The 26,406-nt window shown below is 52.9% G+C and carries 22 protein-coding genes; 7 read left to right on the forward strand and 15 right to left on the reverse strand.

Annotation, left to right across the window (positions count from 1 at the left end):
* Window positions 1-82 precede the first annotated feature (82 nt).
* Entirely contained in the window at window positions 83-1,561 is a 1,479-nt protein-coding gene (gene xseA, locus DK507_RS01050; protein WP_109354186.1) for an exodeoxyribonuclease VII large subunit, read from the reverse strand.
* Between xseA and purD the strand changes: the two genes are divergently transcribed.
* Window positions 1,560-2,840 (forward strand): phosphoribosylamine--glycine ligase, encoded by a 1,281-nt coding sequence (purD, locus tag DK507_RS01055; protein WP_109354187.1) that lies wholly within the window; start codon window positions 1,560-1,562, stop codon window positions 2,838-2,840. The two genes, xseA and purD, sit on opposite strands and share 2 nt — an antisense overlap.
* Window positions 2,841-2,881: 41 nt before the next feature.
* Here the strand turns inward: purD and DK507_RS01060 are convergent, their stop codons facing one another.
* The 3 genes from DK507_RS01060 to DK507_RS01070 form a co-directional block, all read right to left on the reverse strand.
* Window positions 2,882-3,250: a hypothetical protein gene (locus DK507_RS01060; RefSeq protein WP_109354811.1), complete on the reverse strand. Its 369-nt coding sequence runs from the start codon at window positions 3,248-3,250 to the stop codon at window positions 2,882-2,884.
* Between the two features lie 186 nt (window positions 3,251-3,436).
* On the reverse strand, window positions 3,437-4,618 hold the full coding sequence (locus DK507_RS01065; protein WP_109354189.1) for an FAD-dependent monooxygenase: 1,182 nt from the start codon (window positions 4,616-4,618) through the stop codon (window positions 3,437-3,439).
* Between the two features lie 4 nt (window positions 4,619-4,622).
* On the reverse strand, window positions 4,623-5,261 hold the full coding sequence (locus tag DK507_RS01070) for an isochorismatase family protein (protein ID WP_254054215.1): 639 nt from the start codon (window positions 5,259-5,261) through the stop codon (window positions 4,623-4,625).
* 218 nt (window positions 5,262-5,479) lie between these two features.
* On the opposite strand from DK507_RS01070, the gene DK507_RS01075 reads away from it, so the two are divergent.
* From DK507_RS01075 to DK507_RS17745, 4 genes are all read left to right on the forward strand, one after another.
* Window positions 5,480-6,283 (forward strand): M48 family metalloprotease, encoded by an 804-nt coding sequence (locus tag DK507_RS01075; RefSeq protein WP_216822311.1) that lies wholly within the window; start codon window positions 5,480-5,482, stop codon window positions 6,281-6,283.
* Window positions 6,284-6,389: 106 nt separating this feature from the next.
* Complete coding sequence (locus DK507_RS01080) at window positions 6,390-8,156, forward strand: VWA domain-containing protein (RefSeq protein ID WP_109354190.1); 1,767 nt, start codon at window positions 6,390-6,392, stop codon at window positions 8,154-8,156.
* Window positions 8,157-8,363: 207 nt separating this feature from the next.
* Complete coding sequence (locus tag DK507_RS01085; RefSeq protein ID WP_109354192.1) at window positions 8,364-9,128, forward strand: OmpA family protein; 765 nt, start codon at window positions 8,364-8,366, stop codon at window positions 9,126-9,128.
* A gap of 191 nt (window positions 9,129-9,319) precedes the next feature.
* Complete coding sequence (locus DK507_RS17745) at window positions 9,320-9,919, forward strand: hypothetical protein (RefSeq protein ID WP_162558835.1); 600 nt, start codon at window positions 9,320-9,322, stop codon at window positions 9,917-9,919.
* 9 nt (window positions 9,920-9,928) lie between these two features.
* Here the strand turns inward: DK507_RS17745 and DK507_RS01105 are convergent, their stop codons facing one another.
* The 7 genes from DK507_RS01105 to DK507_RS01135 all read right to left on the reverse strand — a co-directional run bounded on the left by DK507_RS01105 (window position 9,929) and on the right by DK507_RS01135 (window position 18,742).
* Window positions 9,929-12,007 carry an EAL domain-containing protein gene (locus DK507_RS01105; RefSeq protein WP_109354196.1) on the reverse strand — a complete coding sequence of 693 codons (2,079 nt, stop codon included), beginning with the start codon at window positions 12,005-12,007 and terminating at the stop codon, window positions 9,929-9,931.
* A gap of 132 nt (window positions 12,008-12,139) precedes the next feature.
* A complete protein-coding gene (locus DK507_RS01110) occupies window positions 12,140-12,952 on the reverse strand; it encodes a universal stress protein (protein ID WP_254054216.1) in 813 nt (270 codons plus the stop codon).
* A gap of 122 nt (window positions 12,953-13,074) precedes the next feature.
* On the reverse strand, window positions 13,075-13,581 hold the full coding sequence (locus DK507_RS01115; protein WP_109354198.1) for a L,D-transpeptidase: 507 nt from the start codon (window positions 13,579-13,581) through the stop codon (window positions 13,075-13,077).
* Entirely contained in the window at window positions 13,578-14,654 is a 1,077-nt protein-coding gene (gene ribA, locus DK507_RS01120) for a GTP cyclohydrolase II (RefSeq protein WP_109354200.1), read from the reverse strand. Before ribA ends, DK507_RS01115 begins: the two co-directional genes overlap by 4 nt.
* Window positions 14,655-15,449 (reverse strand): exodeoxyribonuclease III, encoded by a 795-nt coding sequence (gene xth, locus DK507_RS01125; protein WP_109354202.1) that lies wholly within the window; start codon window positions 15,447-15,449, stop codon window positions 14,655-14,657.
* Window positions 15,450-15,737: 288 nt separating this feature from the next.
* A complete protein-coding gene (locus DK507_RS01130) occupies window positions 15,738-16,367 on the reverse strand; it encodes an outer membrane lipoprotein carrier protein LolA (protein ID WP_109354204.1) in 630 nt (209 codons plus the stop codon).
* A 71-nt stretch (window positions 16,368-16,438) separates the two neighbouring features.
* Complete coding sequence (locus tag DK507_RS01135; RefSeq protein ID WP_109354206.1) at window positions 16,439-18,742, reverse strand: DNA translocase FtsK 4TM domain-containing protein; 2,304 nt, start codon at window positions 18,740-18,742, stop codon at window positions 16,439-16,441.
* A 195-nt stretch (window positions 18,743-18,937) separates the two neighbouring features.
* Between DK507_RS01135 and DK507_RS01140 the strand changes: the two genes are divergently transcribed.
* The gene (locus tag DK507_RS01140; protein ID WP_109354207.1) at window positions 18,938-20,170 is read left to right on the forward strand and encodes a UbiH/UbiF/VisC/COQ6 family ubiquinone biosynthesis hydroxylase; all 1,233 of its coding nucleotides are present in this window, start codon (window positions 18,938-18,940) and stop codon (window positions 20,168-20,170) included.
* Window positions 20,171-20,174: 4 nt separating this feature from the next.
* Here the strand turns inward: DK507_RS01140 and DK507_RS01145 are convergent, their stop codons facing one another.
* Window positions 20,175-20,942, reverse strand: coding sequence for an SDR family NAD(P)-dependent oxidoreductase (locus tag DK507_RS01145; protein ID WP_109354208.1), 768 nt, complete (start codon window positions 20,940-20,942; stop codon window positions 20,175-20,177).
* 107 nt (window positions 20,943-21,049) lie between these two features.
* Window positions 21,050-21,724 carry an OmpA family protein gene (locus DK507_RS01150; protein ID WP_109354209.1) on the reverse strand — a complete coding sequence of 225 codons (675 nt, stop codon included), beginning with the start codon at window positions 21,722-21,724 and terminating at the stop codon, window positions 21,050-21,052.
* Between the two features lie 182 nt (window positions 21,725-21,906).
* Between DK507_RS01150 and DK507_RS01155 the strand changes: the two genes are divergently transcribed.
* Window positions 21,907-23,214, forward strand: a complete 1,308-nt coding sequence (locus DK507_RS01155; protein ID WP_109354210.1) for a hemolysin family protein — start codon at window positions 21,907-21,909, stop codon at window positions 23,212-23,214.
* Between the two features lie 127 nt (window positions 23,215-23,341).
* On the opposite strand, the gene ftsH is transcribed toward DK507_RS01155, so the two are convergent.
* Together ftsH and tilS are read right to left on the reverse strand one after the other, a co-directional pair.
* A complete protein-coding gene (ftsH, locus tag DK507_RS01160) occupies window positions 23,342-25,294 on the reverse strand; it encodes an ATP-dependent zinc metalloprotease FtsH (protein ID WP_109354211.1) in 1,953 nt (650 codons plus the stop codon).
* A 157-nt stretch (window positions 25,295-25,451) separates the two neighbouring features.
* Window positions 25,452-26,399 carry a tRNA lysidine(34) synthetase TilS gene (gene tilS, locus DK507_RS01165; RefSeq protein WP_109354212.1) on the reverse strand — a complete coding sequence of 316 codons (948 nt, stop codon included), beginning with the start codon at window positions 26,397-26,399 and terminating at the stop codon, window positions 25,452-25,454.
* Between the last annotated feature and the right edge of the window lie 7 nt (window positions 26,400-26,406).

The following is a 26,406-nucleotide window of genomic DNA, read 5'->3' on the forward strand; positions in this document are numbered from 1 at the left end:
TTACCTTCCGCGCCATTTACCCGCGATTTACCAACAGTTATTTACAGGTAAATATTTACGACTTTCATAACAAAAAATCCGCCTAGAACAAATCCTGTTGTCTGTCATCTGCCGGTTTCTTGACTTTGTCAGGCTTGGGTCTCGTCTTTTTTGCTGATTGCTGAGGTTTTGCAACCGCCTCTTCAGTAATCTGAGCACCAACCTCACCATCTTGAAAGTGCAGATTTACAGCGCCAGCACTTATCGCCGCTTTGCGACTACCAACAAATGTTCCATCCAATGAAGATATCCTTGCATATCCTCGCTTTAGCGGACCATCCGGCGACACTTGCTGCGCCAACCGCCACAGGCTGTCCAATCGCCGCCTTGCATCATCCAAAGGCCGCTTGACCAGCGCTACCGGCAAATCAAGCCGTTCTAGCCGGCTTTTTGCCGCTTCGAGCCGTTGGCTAAGAATTGCAGGGCGAAGGGCGCCTTCCGATGCAGAAAAACGGCTGCGCGCCTGGGCGACATTCTGCCCCATCGCATATTTCATGCCGTCGGATAGCTCGTCCAGCCTTTGCTGATGCGGGCGGAGCAAATCCGTGAGCTCGGGCATCAGGCGGCGCTGTGCCTCCAGCCTTTCCGATGCCGTTGCAAAACTGCGCTGCATCGATCGCCCCATACGCGCTTTCGATTCACTTAGCGACGCAAGCCACTCGGCCCTGACTGGGACCGCCATTTCCGCCGCTGCTGTCGGCGTTGGTGCACGCAGGTCCGCCGCAAAGTCACTTAATGTCGTATCGGTTTCATGGCCAACAGCAGAGATTACCGGAATGGAACAATCCGCAATCGCCCGCACCACTTCCTCTTCGTTGAAGCTCCACAGGTCTTCAATCGACCCGCCGCCCCGCGCGACCATTACCAGATCGGGCTTGGTCATCCCGCTATCGGTTTGCATGTTTGAAAAGCCGTTAATTGCGCCGGCAATCTGTTTGGATGCACCCTGGCCCTGCACCAGCACCGGCCAGACAATGACGTGACTGGGGCAGCGATCTGCCAGCCGGTGCAATATGTCCCGAATGACTGAGCCGGTCGGTGATGTCACGACGCCGATAGTTTTCGGCAAAAACGGAATCGCGCGCTTGCGGTCCTGATCGAACAACCCCTCGGCCTGCAATTTGGCCTTGAGCTTTTCGAAAAGCTGCATCAGCGCGCCCTCACCCGCCAATTCCATCTTGTCAATCACAACCTGATATTTGGAACGGCCGGGGTAGGTGGTCAGCTTGCCGGATACGACAACTTCGATCCCGTCCTCCGGCTGGAAAGGCAGACGCCCCGCATTGCCCTTCCACATCACGCCATCGAGCACCGCCTTATCATCTTTCAGCGCCAGATAAACATGGCCGGACGCCGCCCGTTTGTAGCCCGAAATCTCGCCTTTGATCCTTACGTAACCAAAACGATCCTCGACAACCCGTTTCAGCGTCCCCGATATTTCTGACACAGACAAAGGAGCGGCATTGTCGCCAGCGCCGCTCTCGGCTAACAGCTTCGCGTCTAAAGAAAGAGAGTCGTCCATGAATATCCTGTTGCTCGGGTCCGGTGGCCGTGAACATGCCTTGGCATGGAAGCTGGCGCAATCCCCGTCTGTCGAGAAATTTTATGCCGCTCCCGGCAATCCTGGTATCGGGCACCATGCGGAATGCGTGAAACTGAATGTATTGGATCACGCGGCGGTAATCCAGTTCTGCGGGCGAAACAGGATTGATCTGGTCGTTGTCGGTCCGGAAGCGCCGCTGGTTGACGGCTTGGCTGAAAGCCTTCGTAGTGCGGACATATTGGTGTTCGGGCCAAACAAAGCCCCCGCTCAACTGGAAGGATCCAAGGGCTTCACAAAAGATCTTTGTGCGCGTGCAAATATACCGACTGCCGGTTATGTTCGTACCACCAACCAATCTGACGCTTTGGCGGCACTTGAAAAATTTGCAATTCCGGTAGTTATCAAAGCTGACGGCCTTGCCGCGGGAAAAGGCGTCATCATTGCCGAAACCCGTGCCCAAGCCGAAGAAGCCATTGAGATGATGTTTCAGGGCGGTTTTGGCGATGCTGGCGCGGAGGTGGTGATCGAGGAATTTCTCACGGGCGAGGAAGCAAGCTTCTTTGCGATTACCGATGGCAAAAACGTTATACCGTTCGGCACCGCACAAGATCATAAACGCGTAGGCGAAGGCGATATCGGTCCGAATACCGGTGGCATGGGCGCCTATAGCCCTGCGCCCGTTCTGGCCACAGCGCTGCAAAAACAGGTCATGGACGAGATCATCCAACCCACGGTTGATACTCTTGCGGCTGAGGGCAAGCCATATAGCGGCGTCCTGTTTGCCGGCCTAATGCTAACTGAAACAGGTCCGCAGTTGATTGAATATAACGCCCGTTTTGGCGATCCTGAATGTCAGGTGCTGATGATGCGGCTCCAGTCCGATCTCGCCGCGATCATGCTGGCGACCGCCAAAGGTCAGCTTGGCCAGATCAGTGCGCCCGAATTTGATACGCGATCGGCCCTAACCGTTGTGATGGCAGCGAAGGGCTATCCCAGCACCCCGGAAAAAGGCGGAAAAATCCAGAATCTTGCCCGTGCTGAGCGCGAAGGCACAAAAATCTTTCACGCAGGAACCGCCGAGGTTGACGGCAAGCTGGTCGCCAATGGTGGTCGGGTGCTCAACGTCACCGCGCTGGGTCACAACACAACCGAAGCACAAACCAAAGCCTATGCCGCTGTGGACCAGATTGACTTTGAAAGCGGGTTTTGCCGCCGTGATATCGGTTGGCGAGAAGTCGCCAGAGAAAAGTCACTATAATCAACCGCGTTGCGGTAGCGGGATCGCTGTTCTTATAACTGTCAATCCTCTACCTCACGGCGTTCTGCAAACCATTGCCGGATACGTGCTGACTGACAGCCGGTAAAACCGTTTGTACCGACTACCGAGCAGCTATTTGGTCGACCGGCGCGGGCTGCATCTTCATGAAGCGCAACCGTCGAAGACCAGCTGTGATCGACCGCCAACTCCTCTTCAGTTTTGCGCAGATCTTTGGGTATTCGATATCTCTCAGATTCCGGTTGTTTCGCGCAGACAACAATCTCGTCCTCACTTTCCGGCTCCGGACATTCTTCTTCACCAAAGGTCACAAGCACCGAAAGCCTTTCCGGCATCTTCTGTGTTTCGGGTGCCGCCGAAACGGACCCAAAGGCCAGAATGTTCAAGGTCATGAAAAGGGCAAATCGTCTTGAAACCATGCTTCGAAACATTGCGTTGCCTTTCTCTAAACCGGGAAGGTTTTGGTTTACTTCACCAGTTGCTCTTCATGTGTTTGGCAGCACTTTGCTGTCGGCCATCTGAACAAAATATCCAAATTCCCAAAGATCGGAGAAAAACGAAGTCTTACGTCGCCGTTTTCAGGCCACCGTCACATCATGCCCGTAGAGCCACGCAAGCTTCTGGGCAGCCAAGTCGGGTTTGATCTTGTCTGCTACCCACATCGGGCCGTAGGTCGTCAGCTTTCCTCTAGTGGTGCGCTGATGGAACAGGTCCATATTCGCCCGGGCAGCGGCCTGTACCCTTGCTGTGCGATCATGGCGCGCGTCAAAATAGGCTGTCAACGCCGCGACATAGCCATCATGTTGAGCGAGATGGTGCGCGAGAACATAACCATCCTCAATCGCCTGTACCGCGCCCTGCGCCATGAAGGGCAGCATCGGATGGCAAGCATCTCCCAACAGGGCAACCCGGCCATCAACCCACCGGTCCAGCGGTGCACGATCAAAGAGCGCCCAGCGATAATGATCTTCAGCTTGCTCAAGCAGGGTGGTGATAGTCGGGTGCCAGCCCGCAAAATCAGCTAGGGCATCGGCGCGGCTGCCCTGCTCAGTCCAGCTTTCGTTGGTCCAGTCATCGCGCTCAACCACACCAACAAAATTGGCCAGCTTGCCGCCGCGCAATAGATAGGTAACGGCATGCTTACCTTCACCGAACCATGCGCTGGACACTGGTAGCGGGGCATTGCGGCCCAGTTTTTCAACAGGAACCACAGCGCGCCAAGCGACATTTCCTGTAAAATCGGGATCGTCCGGGCCAATCATCTGCGCCCGAATTGTCGATCGGATCCCGTCCGCGCCAATAACGATATCGCCTGCAATCCTAGACCCATCTGTCAGCACGACCCAGGCCTCTTGCTCATCTTGCCCATAGCCCGCCACCGTAGCACCTGTCCTGACAGCTCCCGGCATGCGATCATCGACAGCCTCCTGCAACACACCAATCAGATCGGCCCGGTGGATGTGCAGATAGGGAGCCCCAAATGTTTCTTCATAGTCAGCCATCGAGGCCGTAAGAATCGGCTGACCAGACTGGCCCATACGAAACTGTGTCGCTCTTGGGCGAAAACCCGTAGCTTCGATCTGCTTGTCTACATCAAGAGCGCGCAACACCTTCATGCCGTTCGGGCTGATCTGGATGCCCGCACCAATTTCGCCAAGTGCAGGGGCTTGTTCACAAATTGTGACTTCCCAGCCAAACTTATGGAAGCACAGCGCGGCATTCAGTCCGCCGATCCCGCCCCCTGCAATCACCGCCCTCATGTACCTAGCCCCCGTGTGCGGACAGGGTCTGGAAGTAGCTTTCTATTTCCGCGAGATTTTTGAGATCGGCATATTTTTGGCTGAGATCAAAAAGATTGGCAGACTGCACTTGCGGATCACGATCGCCGCATGCCTCTGTCGCCACGATTGGACGAAATCCATATTGCAACGCATCCAGCGTCGAGGCGCGGACACATCCGGACGTCGAGAAACCCGCCAGCAGACATGTGTCCACTCGTAGCATGTTAAGTGTCGAGGCCAGACTGGTGCCGAAGAAGGCGCTGGGATATTGTTTAGTGATAACAATATCACCCTGCTGCGGTTGCAACCGGTCATCAAATTCCGCCAGTCGCTCGCCTTTTTGGAACAGCGACAACGCTTTGACTTTCTGGTAAAACAGGCCGCCATCAGCCCCGCGGCGCATATATTCAACGCGCGTAAAAATGATCGGAATCCCATGATCTCGCGCCATGTCCGTAAGTGAGATCATCGCCTGAAATGCATCCTCGGAGCCCACATAAAGCGGAGCATCCGGCTCTATATATGCCTTTGCCGCGTCGATCAGGAGAATCGCTGGCTTCATCCCGAAACCTAGTTCTCCGCCGAAGCCAGCAGCGCTATAATCATCTTGAAGGTCAGACACTTTTTTGCTCCCTATTTGCGCCAGCTTAAGTGCAAGCTTGGTTCCCTGCAAATGGTCATTCCATTTTCATCGAGCTGGAACGCAGCCGCAAAAAAGCAGTTGTGGCGGGCGATGGTACTGCGAAATTTACATCTTTTCGTCGCTTAGTCGATTGCCAGCAACGCTCCGACTTTGCATAGAGTGACCGGGGCAGTTCAAATTTACGGGAGCATTTGGATTTGAAAAACGACGATACTTTACTCACACGGCGGCAGATCATGGTCATCGCCACTCTTGCTGGCGGTATTAGCGCAACCGCGCCCTTGCACGCTCAGTTCAATCTGAAAAAAGGCCTGGGAGCGGCCGGCAAAGTTGCCAAAGCCGGCTCTTATAATGATGAGGAAATGGCGGTCTATTTTGACCAGATGGCGGCCGATATGGATAGCCGTAATCCGGTTGCGAAGGCAAATGACCCATATGGCAAACGCATAGCCAATTTGTCGAAAGGTCTGAAAAATCATGATGGGCTTGATCTTGATATAAAAGCCTATCTGGTCCGCGATGTGAACGCCTTTGCCATGGCCAATGGTACAATCCGCGTGTTTGCAGGGCTGATGGATGCATTTACCGATGACGAGATCCGCTATGTCATTGGCCATGAGATCGGCCATGTCAAAGAAGGCCACACCAAGAAACGTATGCAGGGCGCATTGCAAAAAGAAGCGGCTTTCGGTGTTGCTGATGCAGCAGGCGGCAAGGTCGGCAAAATTGCCAATTCCAAGCTCGGCAAGCTGTTCGGAGATGTAATCAGTTCACAGCACTCGCAAAAGCATGAGAAAGAGGCTGATGATTACGCCATGGCCTTCATGAAGCAGAAAAAATATGATCCGATGGCCTGCGTGACCGCGCTCGACAAGCTTTCCGGTATGGGCGGCGGAGGCGGCGGTCTGCCCTGGTTGCAAACCCATCCAAGCCCGGAAGCCCGGTCCAAACGGATGCGCAAGCAACTCGCTCTTGCCATGCCGGATATGCAGCTCGGCTGACGTTTTAACTGACTGGATTATGTAACACCATATCATGCGTTCATAATCCAGTCAGCTTGCTCTTGGCACCTTCTGTCCCGGGTCGAACATGTGGGAAGAGGGTGACATGCGACGTTTTTCAAATATTTCCAAAACCTTATGTGGCTTTGCAGCACTTGGCCTGATCGGCACGCCGACCACGGCACCGCTTGAAGCCCAGTCCAGGCAGGGCAAACGCCCTGATCTTGTGCAATTACCGCCGTCCCATCCCGTCAACTGCAGCATTTTTGGGTATCAGGACCGTGAGCGCATATCGGTAAGAGTACCAAGGCGCGGGACAAAAGGTGTTTCGCCTCCGCCTCCCCCGCCTGTCGTCGCATCTTCGCCTGTCAGCAGATCTATTTCCGGCGCTCCTGCAAAGAGTGTGAACCGCAGAGCTGCAGTTATCCGGCCATCCGGGCCGTACCCGTACCCCTATCCGCGTCCACCGCAAACACAGGATCGCGAAAAATATGCCGGTGAAGCCGTAGCGAGCATAAAGCGGGTCGCCGATGAACCGGTATCCACTTTTGCCGTGGATGTTGACACCGGCAGTTATTCCAATGTCCGCCGTTTCCTGAACGACGGGAGAATGCCGCCGGAGGCCGCAGTGCGAACAGAGGAATTGATCAACTATTTCCGCTATGACTATCCTGCGCCGTCCAGCCGGGAAACCCCCTTCAGCGTGTCTACCGATCTTTCGACCACACCATGGAATGATTCCAGCCGCCTGCTGCGGATCGGCCTGCGCGGCTATGATGTGGATAGCAGCGAACGGCCTCGCGCCAATCTGGTTTTCCTGGTTGATGTATCCGGCTCGATGAATAGCAAAGACAAATTGCCATTGGTCAAATCAACACTGACCGCGCTTGCCGGCGAACTGCGAGACGATGACCGCGTATCCATTGTTGTCTATTCCGGCACGGTCGGTTTGCTGCTGGCGCCGACCTCGAACAAGGATCATGTCAAAGAAGCGGTGGACTGCCTTTATGCCAGAGGATCAACGGCCGGTGGTGACGCGCTCAAACTCGCCTATTCCACAGCCCGCAAAAACTTTCTGAAGGACGGTATCAACCGCATCATCATGGCGACCGATGGTGATTTCAATGTCGGCACCTCCAATACCGACGAATTGAAAAAAATTGTTGCGAAAGAACGGGAGTCCGGCGTCAACTTGACGATGCTTGGTTATGGCACCGGTAATATCCGGGATGAGCTAATGGAAGGCATAGCCAATGTCGGCAATGGCAATTACGCCTATATAGACAGCGCGATGGAAGCCCAAAAAGTACTTGGCGAAGAACTCAGTTCCACTCTGTTCACTATCGCCAAGGACGTAAAAATACAGATCGAATTCAACCCCTTTCACGTGAAGGAATATCGCCTGATCGGCTATGAAAACCGGATTCTCGCGGAAGAAGATTTTGACAATGACAAAATTGATGCGGGCGACATTGGCGCCGGTCATCAGGTCACCGCTCTTTATGAAGTCATGCCGGCTCGATCATCTGGCTGGCTGCCAAAGCGACGTTATGCTGGCAATCGCGCCATCCAGCCACAGCAGGATCTTGACGGAGAAATGGCGCAGATAAAATTGCGCTATAAATTGCCTGGTGGAACAAAGTCCCGTCTCATCCAGCAACAAATTCCCGCAGATGGATTGCAAACCGCATCCGCGCCGAGCGGGGATATGGCCTTTGCCGTGGCAGTAGCTGCTTTCGGTCAAAAGCTGCGCGGCGACAAATATCTTGGTGATTACGAGTTCCGGAACATTCAGCAGTTATCTGGCAACGGTGGTAACTTCTGGCGTCAGGAATTCCGCAAACTGAATGATTTAGCCCGCAGTCAGAGCTGATGATGATTCGAACACCGCTGTGCTGTGGCACCAAGGCAGCAGACCATTAACCATCTTTGCTAAGCAATTGTCTCATATGGGGACAAATTCAGCCCGTCTCGTCGGATATTTGGCATTTGCGCCCCACAGCGAAACTAGACTTGCCCCCAATTATCCTCCATTTTAGCTGATTAGTAACATGACATGCATTGAGTGAGGGGTTCCGTGATGGAAGTTGGGGGTAAGATATTAACGGGTGCCGTTGCCACAGCATTACTGGCAGTCGTCGGGCACTATGCCACTAGTGATGGATATATCTCCGGTCTTGAAAAGGCCGCTCAAACAGAAATAACTGCGCAGGGGATGGAGGGTGTCGAGGTCGCATTTGGCCGCGATCCTTTGTCGCGCAAAGCCGTGCTGGATGGAGATGTTTCCGACGATATGAAACAGAAAGCACTTAACGCCGTTGCTGCCATCCCCGGCGTATCTGACGCTGTCTGGGCCGGTAGCGATCTGGTCGGTGGAACGGACGGCGGTGATGGATCTGAAACCAGCGGTGGCGGCGCAAATGCCGATCCAGCCATAACAAAATGCCAGACTGCGGTGGATCGGGCGATGGACGGAAAGAAACTCAGTTTCCGATCAGGAAGTGCCTATATCTCTCCCGCCTCAAACCAGATACTCGATGACGTAGCTGCGGCGCTGGAACCGTGTTCCGGTCTCGCGATAGCTGTTGGTGGTCATACCGACGACAATGGCAATGCCGAAGTGAACAAAATCCTGTCACAGGAACGCGCCGACCGGGTTCGAGCGGGTCTGATCGAGCGCGGGATCGCTGAAAATATGGTTACGGCAACCGGCTTTGGGGCAGAACAACCGCTGGCGACCGAAACAGGTCCAGAAGCAGATGCACGAAACCGACGGATTGAATTCAAAGTACAGGCGGCAAATAAAAAAGCGACAAATGATGCGAATTCGCAACAGGGGGAATGAACCATGCCACTATTAATCGAAAATCTGTTGCTCCTGCTGGTGACTTTTGCAATTGGCCTCGGGATTGGATGGCTCATCTGGGGTCGCAATCGCGACGAGATTTAATTGCAGTTTGGAATGGGACTGGCTTGCAGCGCAAATATATAGCCGCGCGGCCACCATATTTGGTTTGAATATAGGGGTTTGATATAATGATATCGCTGATTTCTGAAAATTGGCTGTTTTTCCTGGTCGCTTTGCTGATCGGCGTAGCCACTGCATTTTGGGCTTGGGCCGTATCCGGACGCGAAAGTGCGGACGATCATTTTGACGCCGATGACGGTTTGCTGGAAAAAGCAGGCGATGCCGTGATTTCAGCGCCTGAACCCGTTGTACCTGCCCCTGCACCAAAGCCCGTTCCGGCACCGAAACCCGCCGCGGCACCGGTAGCCACACCGGCGGCCAAGACCGTCAAACCAGCCCCCGCACCGCGTCCTCGCAAGCGTCCGGTGGCCACCGAAACACCGCCGCCGCCACCACCTGGCAAGCCGAAAATCGCGCCAGCAAAGGGCGACCCCGACAATTTACGACTGATCAAAGGCGTCGGACCGAAGCTGAATAGTCTGCTCAACAATCTGGGCATTACCCGCTTTGACCAGATTGCCGAATGGAAAGAGGCAGAGATCCAAGAGGTCGACCAGTATCTGGAGAGCTTCAGCGGCCGAATTACCCGCGATTCATGGATTGATCAGGCCAAATATCTTGCGAAAGACGATATTGCCGGCTTTGAAAAGAAATACGGCAAGCTTTAGCAGTTTGCACTAACCGTTACTGACCTGATATTTTTTCAAACCGAAAAATTCCTGAACATCGCGACTGGAAATTGGCTCACTGATCAAGAATCCCTGTATGTGGTTACATCCCTTCTCTTTCAGAAAAGCCAACTGGCTTGAATTCTCGACACCCTCCGCAACAGTTTGAAAATTTAGTGCAGCACCCAAACCGGTAACAGCACTGATTATCGGTGCTGCTCCCTCCAATTCACCGATCTGCGCAACAAAACTTCTGTCGATCTTCACGGTATCGAATGGAATAGCGCACAGATAACTCAAGGATGAAAATCCGGTTCCGAAATCATCCAGCGCAATTCTCACCCCGATGCTGCTCAATTTCTCCAGCATCGCCTTTGTCTGGTCAATATTCTCAATGAAAACGGACTCGGTGATTTCCAGTTCCAAACGGTTGGGGTCCATTTGGTACTTCGCAATGGTGCGCATTATTTTGGAGATGAAATCCGGATCAATCAACTGTGTAGCCGAGACATTCACAGAGACATTAATTTCATCCGGCCAGAGTGCTGCATGGCGGCAAGCCTCTGCAACGACCCAATCACCGAGTGACCCGATAGTCCCGGTTTCTTCCGCAATAGGTATGAGTTCGGCAGGAGAAACTTCACCAAGATCAGGATGGTCCCACCGCAACAACGCTTCAAACGATTTGATCTGATTACTTTCGATATTCAATTGTGGCTGGAACAGGAGATACATCTCACCATTGGCCAAAGCCGATTTCAGATCGCCTGCCAGTTTGGTGTACCGCTTATGTCTCAACCCGATGTCGTGGTTGAACATCACCGGGACTTTGGGATGAGTCTTTTTCGAGCAGTAAAGCGCAATATCGGCTTCTTTGGACAATATCTCTTCCGACTTTTTGCCGGCTTCGCCAGCTGTCCAGCCGATACTTGCAGAGCACTTTAGTTGCCGTGAACCAATTGTAAAAGCACGGGTAAAACAGGATTGGATTTCTTGTACTGTTTTATCGCAATTTAGGGTGTCACCCTCAACGCGCTTGACGACAGCAAATTCATCACCACCAATCCTCGCCACAAGCTCGGTGCCGGCAACGGCTGATAGCCGATCGGCAACCTGTATCAACAGTTCGTCGCCAGCCGGATGGCCAAGATCATCGTTCACCCGTTTGAAATCATCAAGATCAATAAGCATCAATACAATGCCACCATCCCCATCCTTCGAGCGATCCTTTTGATTTGTCATCCGGTATATTGTTTCGACAAACATTTTTCGGTTTGCGATCCCCGTCAAATCATCAAGCTGGGCCGCCAAACGCAATTTTTCTTCCAGTTGAAACTTGTCGGTCACATCCTGACAAACACCGATAATCGATGTCAGTTTGCCATTTTCAAACTGGGGCTCCCCGATATTGCGAACCCTCTTCTGTTGATTATTGGCCGTCACAAAGCCAGTTTCCAAATCAAATGCCGTCTGACTTTCTATAGATTGCCTGATTGTCTCGGACAGGCGTGATTTTTCATGGCCCGGATAAAATTCCAGCACTTTGCCCAAAGACGGGACCGGGCCTTCCGGAAGGTCATGAATTGCAAAAATCTGCTCAGACCAGAAAAGCTGATAGCTATGTACGTCGAGCCGCCATGTACCAATTTGAGCAATCTGTTCTGCTTTTCGGAACAAGCGATTGGCATTGTCTATTTCGATCTGCATCGCCTTTTGTCTGCTCACATCGAAACACAAGCCGACAAAACCCAATCGGGTATCATCTTCGTCTCCATAGGGGCTACTAAGAGCGGAAATCCAGACTGATTCACCATTTGGTTTCTGGAACCGGAACTCCAGATTAAACACCTGATCATTTTGAACCGCTCTGTGCCATTCCGCCAACACATGTTCCCTGTCGTCGGGATGAAGGGCATCTGCCCAACCATATTCATGAGCTTCTGAAGCGCTCAGCCCGGAAAGCGCCATCCAAGACTGATTGACATATGTACAACTGCCCGAACAATCTGTCAGAAAAATGCCGGCCGGAGAGATATCTGCCAGGCTCTTGAAACGCAGTCCGTCCCTTTGAATGTCAATATTGTCCATATAGCAATTGAACGGTTATTCCGCGCTTTGCTTAAGTATCTATGGCCAGCTTTTCACTGCTCTCGCGAAGTCCGAATTTTCATTTGCGTGACATGGCTTCAAAGGGGCACCCAACCAAGTCAGAGCGATGCGTTAATGCCCCATCAGCAAAGGGATTTTCGTATCATTGAGCAGATTTTTCGTCACACCGCCGAATAAGGTCTCCCGCAATCGGCTATGTCCATAGGCCCCCATTATGAGGGCAGCTGCATTCTGACCCATGGCGAAACCCCCAATGATGTCAGAAGCTTCACTCCCTTTTCCCTTTAGCTCATGCAATGTGGTCGAAACACCATGTCTCGCCAAAAAAGTCGAAGCGGCAGTGTGCGGGAAGTCTACATCTTCATCGCCAACGGTGACGATATGGACATCGTTAGCCATTTTTAGCATCGGCAAGGCTAATCGCAAAGCCTTGGCGGCTTCAGCAGACCCGTTCCATGCCACCACTATCGGCCCCTGACAGTCGAAGGACATATTTTCAGTGGGAACAACCAAGACAGCACAATGAGCGTGCACCGCGACATCGCCTGCTATCGGCAGAGGTTCATCACCGGCATTGCGTTTGCCATAGGATTGACTGAGGACCACCAGATCTGCAAGGCGGCTTCGTTCAGTGAGCAATGTTGCCGGATCGCCGAGACCGGTTTGCCAGTCCCAAGACACGTCCTCATCTTTCAGGCGTTTTTCTATCTTTTCCCGATGAGCGCGTTCTGCCGCATCCATATCTTCAAAATTGATGCCGGTGACAAAATCACCGCCCATCGGCCCAAATGACATTGGCGCAAATTGCGTCGTCGGCTGCACGCAGGTCAGATGACCTTCATTACTGCGAGCGATGTCGAGCGCGACCTGCAAGCGCGATTCAAATCCGCTATCTTCAAACACATGCAATAATATCGTTTTCAAGGCTTCTCTCCCGGTCATTCCGTTGCAACGAAAAAAGCGATTATCGGCCTGTCATTTGGCGCAGCATTGATCTGGCGCAAAATATCCTGGGATTATTTGTCGGCTTTGACCTAATCAGGCGTTCAGCTGATTTCCACTATATCATCCGGCATTAGCTGCGGCAACAAACGGTCCATATCCGTACGCGCAATTGCGACACAGCCTTCGGTTGGTTTGGCATCATTCCAGATATGGAGGAAAATTGCGCTGCCTTTGCCCGGGTCGGGCGGCGCATCGTTATGCCCCAAAGCAACAATCACATCATAAAGTGGATCATCGCGGACCAGGTTTTCCGCGCTAAAGCCATGAGGCAATCGCACCGGCCGATTATAAGATGGATCAGACGGATCATCGGACCAACCATCCTGCCCACCGACCCAGCGCCAAGGCAATGTCACCGCCGCCGAAGGTAAGCTTCGACCGGGGCGAAAGAGAACGGTACGAATGGGCCATCGCCCCAGCGGCGTGCAACCATCGCCTTCTTGTTTCTGTCCAGAATGGCAAGCTCCCGAACGTCCAATGGCGCAATCCATTATCTCATCATGGAATGTGAGCTTCCGTGACTGCGTATCAACTTGCAGGACGTTCAAAGCTTATGACCTGTGCGATCCCTTTTGGTGTCGAGATAGAATTCGTTGTGCGGATTGGCGGTGATTTGCACCGGTAGGCGTTCATCAACAGCTATTCCGCAACCTTGCAGGCCTTCGACCTTTTCCGGATTATTGGTCAGTAGCTTTACCGTGGGAATATTGAGCAATTCCAACATCCGCGCCGCGATCGAGAAATCCCGGGCATCTATGGCAAAGCCAAGCCGCTGGTTGGCGTCAACCGTATCAAAACCTTGATCTTGCAAAGCATAGGCGCGCAACTTGTTGATCAAACCGATCCCGCGCCCTTCCTGGCGTAAATATAGCAGCACACCCCAGTTGGCTTCGCTCATCCGGGCCAGTGCAGTGTGGAGTTGAGGTCCGCAATCGCATTTCAGACTGCCCAGAACATCACCGGTCAGGCATTCGCTATGCAGCCGCACGATCGGCGTTGTATCATCGCGCTCGCCGACGACCAAGGCAACATGATCGGTGGAATCAGCATCACTGCGAAAGCCGTAAATATGGGCCTTTGTATTGGCGGCAACGGGTAATTTGGCGTGAGCGCTGATGACCAGCGCGCTGGAATCGGCATAAGCGGCTGCATCTTCGATACGCAACCGGTCTTCCGCCGGTTCGTCAACCACTAAAAAGGCCGGCAGCAATCCACCATGCCGCGCCAGCTCCATAGCCGCTTTGGCCGCTTCAGGATGGTTTAGTTCTTCGCTACGGAAAGGGCCTTTCATCGGGTGCTGCATATCGAGCACCGGATCAACAATCGCGATTATCTCTGCAGCACTGACCGGCCCCGGCAGGCTGATTTGAACCGGTAGTGCCGGATCGGCAGCAGCGCGCTGGTTCAGCAACTTCAGTGTATCAGCCCGGCTTGACGAGATCAGCAGCGTAATATTGGCCTGTGAAGATAGGTACTGATCAAGATCGGTGGTTTCGACAGGAAGCAGGTTCAGCATTCCGCCATCTATTTCAATGCCTATTGGCCAACCCCGGCGCAGCGCATCTATCGCTCTTGCAGCGCGCCTCGCGCCTGTTGAGTCAAAGGCAGCAGGGGACGTCATTCAAAACTTGAACTCCGTTATGAGAGGCGCGTGGTCCGACGGTTTGGTCCAGCCACGGGCATCTTCATGAACAATGTGGCTGGTTGCCTTGTCAGCCAGTTCCGGACTGACCCAGACATGATCCAACCGGCGTCCCTTATCCGACGCACGCCAGTCCCGCGCACGGTAACTCCACCATGTATAAAGACGCTCGGGATCCGGAATGAATTTACGGCCGATATCAACCCAGTCATGGGCGGCCTGTAATTTGGCCATCACGTCAATTTCTATCTGCGTATGACTGACCACATTGATCAGCTGTTTGTGACTCCAGACATCCGCTTCAAGCGGCGCCACGTTGAAATCACCCAGCAGAATCGTTGGCGTATCTAGATCTGCAGACCAGTCCGTCATCCGCTGGTAGAAATCCAGTTTTTGACCAAATTTCGGATTTTCATCGCGGTCGGGAATCTCACCGCCTGCCGGGATGTAAACATTTTCAATACGCACGCCATTTTCCAGACGCGCACCGACGTGGCGAGCCTCGCCGTTGGCCTGCCAGTCAAAACGCTCATCTTTATGGAGCGGCACACGGCTGATCATCGCAACGCCATGGTGCATTGGCTGACCATGTAATATCAGGTGATTATAGCCCAGCTGGCGAAAAGCGCCTTCAGGGAACTGATCATCACGGACCTTGGTTTCCTGCAGGCAAAGCACGTCGGGTGCTTCTTCCTTCAAGAATCGTTCAACAATTTCGATTCGGGCACGGACACTGTTAATGTTCCAGCTGACGACTTTCAGGGTATCACTCATCGCTAAATCCCTAGCCATGATAACCGGAAAACCCAAGCCAAAAGCCCGACCAATTCTCATATTTTTTGATAGGTTAAAGACGAAAAACCCTCACCTCCGGGGGCATTTAGGAGGTGAGGGCTAACTCGCGTTCGTCACGCATAGGATGGTCCGAAGTTTATATAATCAGGTAACAGGGGGAAAACCTGATCGCCTCATCTCATCCTGTAACCGTTATAGAACCGCGTTTCTGTCGCTTAGATGAACAAAAGCTGTCAGGGCTTCCGCTGGTCGAGGCCGCGCCTCCGTTCATCGCCTACCGCGTCTTTTTCGGCGCGGATCAGTCCATTTGAAAGCGTTGTTGGCTACTGGAACGTCGAATTTTTGATCCGAAAGCCGGATAGATGTCCGATTATTCTTCGAATCAAGAGATACCCAGCCATCCAGGCGTAGACCAGCGGGCGCACCGGCGATCTTGGTAAAAACCATTGTAATCACGCCATATTCAGGCCGTTTCGGGTCGCGCACCTCAACACTCAACACATCTGGATTGCGAGTCGGGATGATTTTCCCATATTTGGATAAATCCCGTTCAGGATTGAGCAGCGCGCCCAGCGGACTATTCTTTATCGGCCAACGCTGAACCTGATTCACTTCATAATCTATCATCGTCAACGCCTTACCATCGCCGACAATCAGCAAATTCGCCTCCTTGCCATATTGGAAGCGTATTCGGCCCGGCTGCTTCAGCGTCAGTTTTCCGGGCAAGAGTCGCCCACTGCGGTCGGTTTGCGTGAAATTGGCGGTCATGGTGGTCATGGCGCGCAAATGAGCTGAAATCGCGTTGATATCATCGGCGGGGCTTTGCTGGGCTGTCGCTGGAACGCTGGCCGTCAGCGTCAAAGGCGCTGTGGCGAGCAGAAAAGCAAATCTCAACATATTGAAAACTCCTGAAAAATCTTCGCAACGCTTAACAAGAAGCGATTGAACATCACCTGAATTGTGGTCTTTTAGATCACTTCACCATTTTGATCACGCAGCACTTCCCGGCGACCAATATGGTTGGGAGGGCTGATAAACTGGTCATCTTCCATCCGGTCGATAATCCGCGCAGCGGTATTATAGCCTATTCTAAGCTGGCGTTGGAGCCAGCTGGTCGATACTTTCTGGCTTTCAAACACTATCTGGCAGGCCTGGGCATATTGCCGGTCTTCCTTACTGTCAGACAGATCTGCGCCATCCAGGGCATAACTGCCGTCTTCCGGCTCTTCGGTCACTGCCTGAATATATTCCGGCGATCCCTGCGCCCGCCAATGATCGGCGATCAGGCGAACCTCATCATCCGAAACAAACGGTCCATGAACCCGGGTCAATTGCTTGCCACCAGGCATATAGAGCATGTCCCCCTTGCCGAGGAGCTGTTCTGCGCCCTGTTCGCCCAATATGGTGCGGGAATCGATCTTGGACGTCACATGAAAGCTGATCCGGGTCGGCAGGTTAGCCTTGATCACACCGGTAATAACATCAACCGATGGTCGCTGGGTTGCCATGATGAGATGGATACCGGCAGCACGTGCTTTCTGGGCAAGGCGCTGGATGAGGAATTCAACCTCTTTACCGGCAGTCATCATCAGATCAGCAAGTTCATCGACGATGATCACTATTTGCGGCAGGACTTCATAATCCAGTTGCTCTTCTTCATAGATAGGCCGGGATGTTTCCGGATCATAGCCGGTCTGGACCTTGCGGCCCAATGGCTCACCCTTTGCTTTGGCAGCTTTGACCTTCTCATTATAGTTGGCGAGATTGCGCACCGAGATGGACGACATCATCCGGTACCGTTCCTCCATTTGCTCCACCGCCCATTTTAGTGCGCGGACAGCCTTGGCCGGTTCGGTTACAACCGGCGACAGCAAATGCGGGATATCGTCATAGGTGCTGAGTTCCAGCATCTTCGGATCGATCATGATCATTTTGCACTGATCCGGCGTCATCCGGTAAAGCAGCGATACGATCATGCAGTTAAGGCCAACGGATTTACCGGAACCCGTCGTACCCGCGATCAACAGATGCGGCATCGGCGCAAGATCGGCAATTACCGGGTCACCGGAGATATTCTTGCCGAGAATGATTGGAAGCTGCCCGGTCTGGTCCTGAAAACTGTCGCTGCCGATCATTTCATGCAGAACAACGGATTCACGCTGTGCGTTAGGCAGTTCAATACCCATGACGGTTCGGCCCGGTATCGCGGCCACACGGGCGGAAAGCGCGGACATATTTCGTGCAATATCTTCGGCAAGCTGGATCACGCGGCTTGCTTTGATGCCAGGAGCAGGCTCCAGTTCATACATAGTCACCACAGGCCCCGGCCGCACGGCGTTGATTGTGCCCTTCACATGAAAATCGTCGAGAACGGATTCAAGCAAACGCGCATTGCGTTCCAGTCCGGCCTTGTCGATGACATTATTGGCTTCTTCGGGCCGCGGTGTCAGAAGATCGATTGATGGCAGCGAGTAGGGGCCAAAGAAATCGCCTTGTTTACCGCTCGATAGGCTCGCTTTTTTAGGAGGCAGCGCCCGGTCGCTAATTTCCGGCGGTGGCCGGTTATCCGGTTTGACTTCTTTGCGTGGAGCGGGCGCCTTTTTCGGTTTCGCAGGGGCAGCGCCCTCAGGCTCGATAACCAGGCCGCTATCTTCTTCAGCCGATTTGAAGCGCGGCAATTTGAGCTGAGGCATGGACAACAGAGGCTTGTCGAGCCGCAAACTAAAATAACCAAGCACAAGACCGCCGGTTACAGTGATCGCTGTCAACACACCCGAAACAACGCCGCTCCAGCTCTCTGAAATGGCAGCCAAGCCAGCATTGATACCTTTGGCAGAAACCATGCCGGCAAGTCCGCCCCAGCCCGATGGCAAATCCGCCTGACTGTCAGGAAACCACAATGACAAACCCGTTCCGATCAGAAAGGCAGCAAGCAAACACCAAAGCAGTTGTTTTTTCCACTCAACCTGCGGAATATCGCGCCACAAGCGATTGGCGAAAATCAATATCAGCGGCAGGAATAATATCACCGGAACACCTATCAGAGACAAAAGCAGGTCAGAACTGTAAGATCCGGCAATGCCCATCCAGTTATGCTCGATGCTGCCAGCCGCGGTATTCAACGAAGGATCGCTGGGCGAATAGCTCACAAAAGCAAGAAACAGAAAAACGGCCACGAGGCTTAGGAAAACGGCACCGATCAGCGCGCCGCTGCGTAGCAGGCTAGCCCGCATCACTTCTCGCCAATTGGCTTCCTTTGCTTTTCCGGCCATTTTCTACTCCCGGGGTCTGTCCATCTTGGTACAAATGCCCAAACCCGTATTAACTATCGTTTCCTTTGCGCGAATCGGTGACTCCGCGTCAAGTTTTCCGGCAAGTTTGTTGATGATAATTTACCCGAACAGCTTTCTTTTCGATCCGCTGGCGCTTATCCTGTGGACAGCGAACGACAAGATAGAGGCGCAAATATGACCGGTAGTGAAAAACAGAGCGATGTGATCATATTGGGCGCCGGCCTGATTGGTTTGACCCAAGCTTTGACTCTTGCGGCTCATGGATTGCGCGTGGCTGTCATTGATCGCGCAGCGCCGGCCCATTTGATGGATCCGCAGAATGACGGCCGAGTTTCATCAATCAACAGCGCCAGCTGGAACATATTTGCAGCGATCGGTCTGTCAGAGAAGCTGGCCCCACATGGCTGCAATATTGACAGAATTCTGATCAACGATGGTCTAAAACCCGGGAAGCTTGACTTTACACCTGATGAAAATGACGGCCCGCTTGGCGTAATGATTGAAAATAGGGTTTTGCAAAGAACATTGTTTAAAGCTGCACAGGCACATGACCAGATTGATCTATATCTTGCAACACAGGTGCAACAAAGCGACCGTGGTGGTCATCATGTTTCCGTCACCCTGGAAAGTGGGGAGCAATTGGCCGCTCCATTACTGATCGCTGCCGATGGCCGTGGAAGCGCGATACGCGACGACGCCGGTATTGTCATGGCAAAATGGCAATATGACCATAGCGCTATCGTCTGCACAATAACGCATGAGCAGCCCCACGAGAATACTGCTTATGAGATTTTCTATCCCTCTGGACCATTCGCCGTTTTACCAATGCGGGACGATGAGGATGGAAGCCATCGCTCCGCCATTGTCTGGACGGTTGCGCGCAAAGATGGACCGGCTTTGGCCAAGATTAACAACCGGGCCTTTCAAGCGGAATTGATGAAGAAAACGGGTGGGTTTTTGGGTGAAATGACCTTGCAGTCCGAACGCGCAACCTATCCGCTCGGTTTTCACCACAGCGCTGAACTTGTTGCCCAGCGTCTTGCCCTGGTTGGTGATGCGGGCCATGGGATCCACCCGATTGCCGGTCAGGGACTCAATCTGGGTCTGCGCGATGTGGCAGCATTAACCGAGTGCATTGTCGATGGCGCCCGTACAGGCCTTGATCTGGGGGATGCTCAGATATTGGCTCGATATGACCGCTGGCGCGGGCTGGACAATCTTATGATGTCGGCCGCTACAGACGTCCTCACGCGGCTTTTTGGATTGCCCGGCGATACATCTTCAGCGATCCGCCGCTTTGGCATTGGCATAGTGCAACGCATCCCACCCCTCAAAGACCAGTTCATGGCGGAAGCGCGCGGCGAAAGTGGTGATTTGCCGCAATTGCTTATGGGTGATTTAATCTAGCTATCTATCGTGGCCCTTGACCGTCATCGACCTTGATGATGGTACCGGTTACGCATTCTGATGCCGGCGATAACAGATAAAGCAATGTGCTATCCATCTGATCCGGCTGGCATATACGTTTGCGGGGAAAATGCTCGTAAAAATTACCCATTCGACTGGTCATACCATCCGACATATCAGTTGCAAAAAGCCCTGGTGCAACCGCGTTGACGTTGATGAAAAATTTGGACCATTCAACAGCCAGAGCCTCTGTGATTCGGGATATTCCAGCCTTGGTGGTCGAATAAAGTGCAGCGCCATGACCATCATAATGTGTGCCGGCTATGGAAGAGATATTAACAATCCGCCCGGGCATCTCCTGTTCGATCAAAGGTCGCGCAAACTCACAAGACAATATGTAGGCGGCGCGCATATTGGTATCTAGAACATCATCGATCAATTCCGTGGACATCTTCACAGCACGAGCAGCGTCCACAATTCCAGCATTGTTGACCAGTATGTCGGGTTGCCCCAGCGTGTCGGCGACGGACGGAATAATTGCCTTCAGTTGCTCCGCATCCCGGACATCCAGATCGAAAGCTTTTGCATTTCCGCCATCTTGGGTGATTTCGTCTACCAGTTCATCCAGCTTTTCCCTGCGCCGGGCCGTACAAGCAACCTTTGCTCCACAAGCCGCCAAGATGTTCGCGAAACGGCGCCCGAGGCCAGCCGACGCCCCGGTAACAATGGCTGTACGTCCAGTCAGGTCGATGGAAAAATTTGGGGTGGTCATATTAGGGCATCCCTTAAACTATTGGCCTATAACTATTTGGCTTATCCTGTTTTCAGGAAAGGGATGCCCTAATGATTGTCGTCATGGCAAGCGGATAGTGCGCTGCTCTAGAGGCCTTGCTCCCGGATCGGTACGATTTTCAGCTCGACCCGGCGGTTTGCAGAGCGCCCCTCCTCGGTGCTGTTGGTCGCGATCGGCTGGCTTTCCCCAAATCCGCGGGTTTCAACTCGTGCACGCTGAACGCCGCTATTGCTCAAGAAGTTGGCGACCGACAAAGCGCGCCGTTCGGACAGCGATTGGTTGTACTGATCCGTGCCGGTGCTGTCGGTATGACCATAAACGTCGATATAGCTCTTCTCATATTGTGACAGCGTATTGGCAACATCGCCCAAAGTCTGTTGAAACTCAGGTTCAATGGCCGCGCTGTTTACCGGAAAAGTAACATTGGACGGCATATTCAAGATCAGATTGTCACCATCACGGGTCACATCGACACCGCTACCAGCGGTTTGCTGACGCAGTTTCTTTTCCTGCTCATCCATATAATAGCCCACGCCCGCACCGGCGAGGCCGCCAAGGCCAGCACCTATGATCTTTTCTGTACGATCATTACGACCGCCGATAATATCGCCCAGCAGATAACCGCCCAGTGCGCCGCCAATACCACCAATGGCTGCTTTGGACAGAACCCGGTTCCCGGTTTCTGGGTTGGTTGTACAGCCGCTCGCAAAGGCGAGTGCGCTTAACGAAAGTGCCGCAATAAATGCTTGTTTGCTACGCATATTTTTAGTCCCTCATAGAAGCGCCGTTGGGATATACTTCCCCTTCCCGGCGCGATAGCCGTAATTAACCATAGATAAGATGAACCCAAAATTATCAGGGCGGCATCAAAGCATATTTGATATTTTGTAAAACATATGGCTATAGGGTTTCTTTCGGGCTTATTCCCTTTCTATTGGACAATATGACAGCTTTTCCTTGGTTTGATGTTGCGATCATTGTCGTACTAGTGCTGATTAATGGCGTTTTCGCTATGTCGGAACTAGCCATTGTTTCCGCGCGTAAGGCATATCTCCATTCTGCAGCAGATCAAGGGAGCCGAGGCGCGAGAATTGCTCTACGTTTGGCCGGCGATCCCGGTAAGTTTTTGTCCACGGTACAAATCGGAATCACATTGATTGGCATTGTCGCCGGCGCCTTTTCCGGAGCCAGCCTCGGCGGACCGGTCGCGGAGCGTTTGCAAGCTCTGGGTATGGGCCAAGAACTGTCTGTCAGTATCGGTTTCGCTTTGGTCATCGGGCTGACGACTTTTGCTTCGCTGGTTATTGGCGAACTCGTGCCCAAACAATTTGCGCTCCGTTCAGCCGAAAAAATTGCCGTCGTCATGGCACCGCCAATGGACTTACTCGCCAGAGTAGCCGCACCATTGGTGTGGCTGCTTGATGGCACAAGTGCATTAATCTTTCGGGTACTCGGCCTCAAACGCGACCAGGCCAATCACGTGACCGCAGATGAGTTACAGATGGTTTTTGCTGAAGCCACGCGGTCGGGTGTTATCGAAGAACATGAGCGAGCCGTTATCGCGGGCGTCGTGCGCATGGCCGACCGGCCAATCCGAGAAGTGATGACACCGCGGACAGAGGTCGATTGGTTGGATATCAGCGCGACCACCGAAGAAATTCATGCAATGTTGATTGAATCGCAACATAGCCGTTGGCCGGTGGCTGAGGATTCAGTGGATGAGATTAAGGGCGTTGTTGTAGCGCGCGATATAGTCGCCGCACAATTTAGCGGACAGACGCTCGATTTGCATAAATTGATGCGCCCGCTTGAAAAAGTTCCGGATCAGCTCGATGCATTGGATGCGCTCGATATCCTCAGGGAAGCTGACGTACCGATGGTCTTGGTTCATGACGAATATGGTCATTTTGAAGGGATTGTAACTCCCAATGACCTGCTTCGTTCGATCGCAGGTGAATTTGTCTCCGATCAAGACGAAAAGACTCAGCGCAGCCTGATTGAACGCGCAGATGGCAGTTTTCTGGTGTCAGGCGCGATGTCGATGGATGCGCTCGCGGACCGGCTTGGTATCAAATTGCCCGATGATCGGGACTACGCCACGGTTGCCGGGCACGCTTTGAATCAATTGCGGCGCCTGCCAAAAGAAGGAGAGAATTTTGAGGATCAGAGCTGGGTTTTTGAGATAATCGACATGGATGGTCGCAAAATCGACAAGTTGATTGTTCGGTCATCTAAACCAGATGTCGATTAAACCAGACGTCGGCTGGTGACGCACGAAACTCTCGAAATGAAAAAAGGCCTCCTTCAAGTCTGAGGGAGGCCTTTTGTATCTATCTATCTGAGTATCAGGTGAGTTATCTAGCTAATATAGTAGCAGCTTAAACACCCTGCGGTTTCGGATCGCCAAATGGACCTTTCCGCTTCTTACCCGCTTTCGGTATAGATGTACCAATTGTTGGTACCGAAGATGGCTTCACAACATCGCCATCGGGTCGCTCAAATTTGCCATTCTCGACCAGCGAGTCAATCTCGTCACCCGACAAGGTTTCATATTCAAGCAGCGCATTTGCCAGCAAATGCAGCTGATCTTCGTGTTTGGTCAATACATCCTTGGCGCGGTCATAGCCGGCATCAACGATACCGCGAATTTCGCTATCGATTTTCTTGGCCGTTTCGTCCGACATATGGACACGCTGGGATTGCGAATAGCCGAGGAAGGTCTCGCCTTGCTCCTCTTCATATTGCAACGGACCCATTTCGTCGGACATACCCCATTGTGTGACCATGTCGCGCGCAAGCTTCGTCGCATATTGAATGTCGCCTGATGCGCCGGAAGACACCTTGTCATAGCCAAAGATGATTTCTTCCGCGACACGGCCGCCCATCGACACAGCCATATTGGCGTGCATCTTGTCACGGTGATAGCTGTAGCTGTCCCGCTCCGGCAAGCGCATAACCATGCCAAGCGCACGGCCGCGCGGAATGATCGTGGCTTTATGGATCGGGTCAGAGGCAGGCTCATGCACCGCCACAATCGCGTGACCGGCTTCATGATAAGCGGTCATTTTCTTCTCATCCTCGGTCATCACCATGGATTTACGTTCGGTGCCCATCATGACCTTGTCTTTAGCGGTCTCAAACTCGTCCATAGCCACGAGGCGCTTCCCGCGCCGGGCAGCCATCAAGGCGGCTTCGTTGACGAGGTTCGCGAGGTCAGCACCGGAGAAACCGGGCGTACCGCGTGCAATCGTGCGTGCATTCACATCGGGTGCCAGTGGTACTTTCTTCATGTGTACTTCGAGGATCTTTTCACGACCTTCAATATCTGGACGCGGCACGACGACCTGGCGATCAAAGCGGCCCGGACGCAACAATGCGGGGTCGAGAACGTCAGGACGGTTGGTCGCGGCGATGATGATGATACCTTCATTCGCTTCAAAACCATCCATTTCGACCAAGAGCTGGTTCAGCGTCTGTTCGCGCTCGTCATTGCCATTGCCAAGGCCGGCACCACGATGACGACCAACGGCATCAATCTCATCAATGAAGACGATACAAGGCGCGTTTTTCTTGGCCTGTTCAAACATGTCACGGACACGGCTCGCACCAACGCCGACAAACATTTCCACAAAATCTGAACCGGAAATGGTGAAAAAAGGCACCCCAGCTTCACCAGCAATTGCGCGGGCCAGCAGAGTTTTACCGGTACCCGGTGAACCTACCAGCAATGCGCCTTTTGGAATTTGCCCACCCAGTTTTGCAAAGCGACCTGGATTTTTCAGGAATTCAACGATTTCTTCCAGTTCTTCGCGCGCTTCATCGATGCCGGCGACATCTTCAAAGGTAACCTTGCCTTGCTTTTCGGTCAGCATTTTGGCCTTGGATTTGCCAAAGCCCATTGCTCCAGAACCGCTACCTTTTTGCATTTGGCGCAACACGAAAAACGCTATGCCGAGAATAAGCAGGAACGGTAGCGACTGAATCAAAAGATACTGCCAGATACTTGGGCTTTCTTCGGCTTGGCCACTATACTCTACACCTTTTTCATCAAGCAATTTGACCAGGCTGGGATCATTGCCAACCGGCGTTGTGGCGAACTTGTCTCCGTTGGTCAGCTCACCAGTAATCTTGTCCGGGGCAATTGCAACGCTTTGGACGCTGCCCTCAGCAACTTTCGCACGGAACGAGGAATAGCTGATTGCCTCACCAGAATCAGCACCGGCACCGGCACCAAACATAGAGACAGTGAGCAACAGGGCGACAATCACGCCTGCCCAGATGAGCATACTTTTCATCCAGGGGTTTTCCTTGGGATCCTGTTCGTCATTCATGATAATTGCTGTCCTGTCTTGGTATCGTCAGCGGTTATTCCAACCGAATCTGTCCCTTAAAGATAGGAGTTTTGCCTAGGATGACAATATAAGGCCGAATGTTTTTGCTGATCAGTCTGATCGTAAATGGTGATTTTCCGCTAAAATACTGAAATATTTATCTATTATTGCGTTCCGGTGCAGCGGAGAAGGTCCAGACCTTTCCGCCCTTGCACAATATGTTTCCAATAGTCTGGGTTTCACCTTGTTCCAGCCCCTTGATCAACGGTTCCAACTGGCTGCCGCGCGGCGACAATGCCGGGTCGCAGACATGCAAGCATTTCAGGAGCAATCGCCGAACAATTTCATGGGGGAAGTCATGATTGTCGAGTGTGCAGCCATCTTCGTTTTTCTGGATATAGGTTGCCGCCAGTTTGTCGACCATCCAATGTATCGCGGTCCGCGCATCATCCAGCGCAGCGGCGCTTTGGTTAGCAAGGCTTACATCAAAACCTGACAACCGCGACAATGCATCCCTTACCCGGACACGGTCAAAGCTCTGATCTTTGTTGGAAGGATCATCAACCGGTGTAATTCCTTGAGCCGTCACAAACTCGGCCAGCATATTTTTTGGGAAGCTAAGTAACGGGCGAATGATGGGACCCCGTTTGGCACGGATTGCAGACATGCCGTCAACACCGCTACCGCGCATTATCCGCATAACAAGTGTTTCAAGCTGGTCGTCTGCATGGTGGGCAGTAGCGAGCCATGCCATACCTCGACCCTCTATCCAGGCGTTGAGCAAGGCATAGCGCGCTTTGCGAGCTTCTGCCTGAATACTGCCCCGAATGGGAAAAGATGGCTTTAATATCTGATGCGGAATCGCCCGGTCAGCACATATGCTGGCGACAAACTCGCATTCCGCATGGGCCTCCGGTCGCAGCCCATGGTCGACACTTGCGGCAGCAATCCGTCCCGGGAAGCAGCTATTGGCGAGCAGCAACAAGGCAAGGCTATCAGGTCCACCCGAAACGGCGAGACCCAACTTGTCATCACTATTTTCGAAGTCAGGCACAAGCATCGTCACCGCTTCACGGAAGCGATCAACAAGAGCCTGCTCCATCATGGGGTGC

It is taken from the genome of Sphingorhabdus sp. EL138 (assembly GCF_900258045.1).
In the GTDB taxonomy this organism is placed as follows: domain Bacteria; phylum Pseudomonadota; class Alphaproteobacteria; order Sphingomonadales; family Sphingomonadaceae; genus Parasphingorhabdus.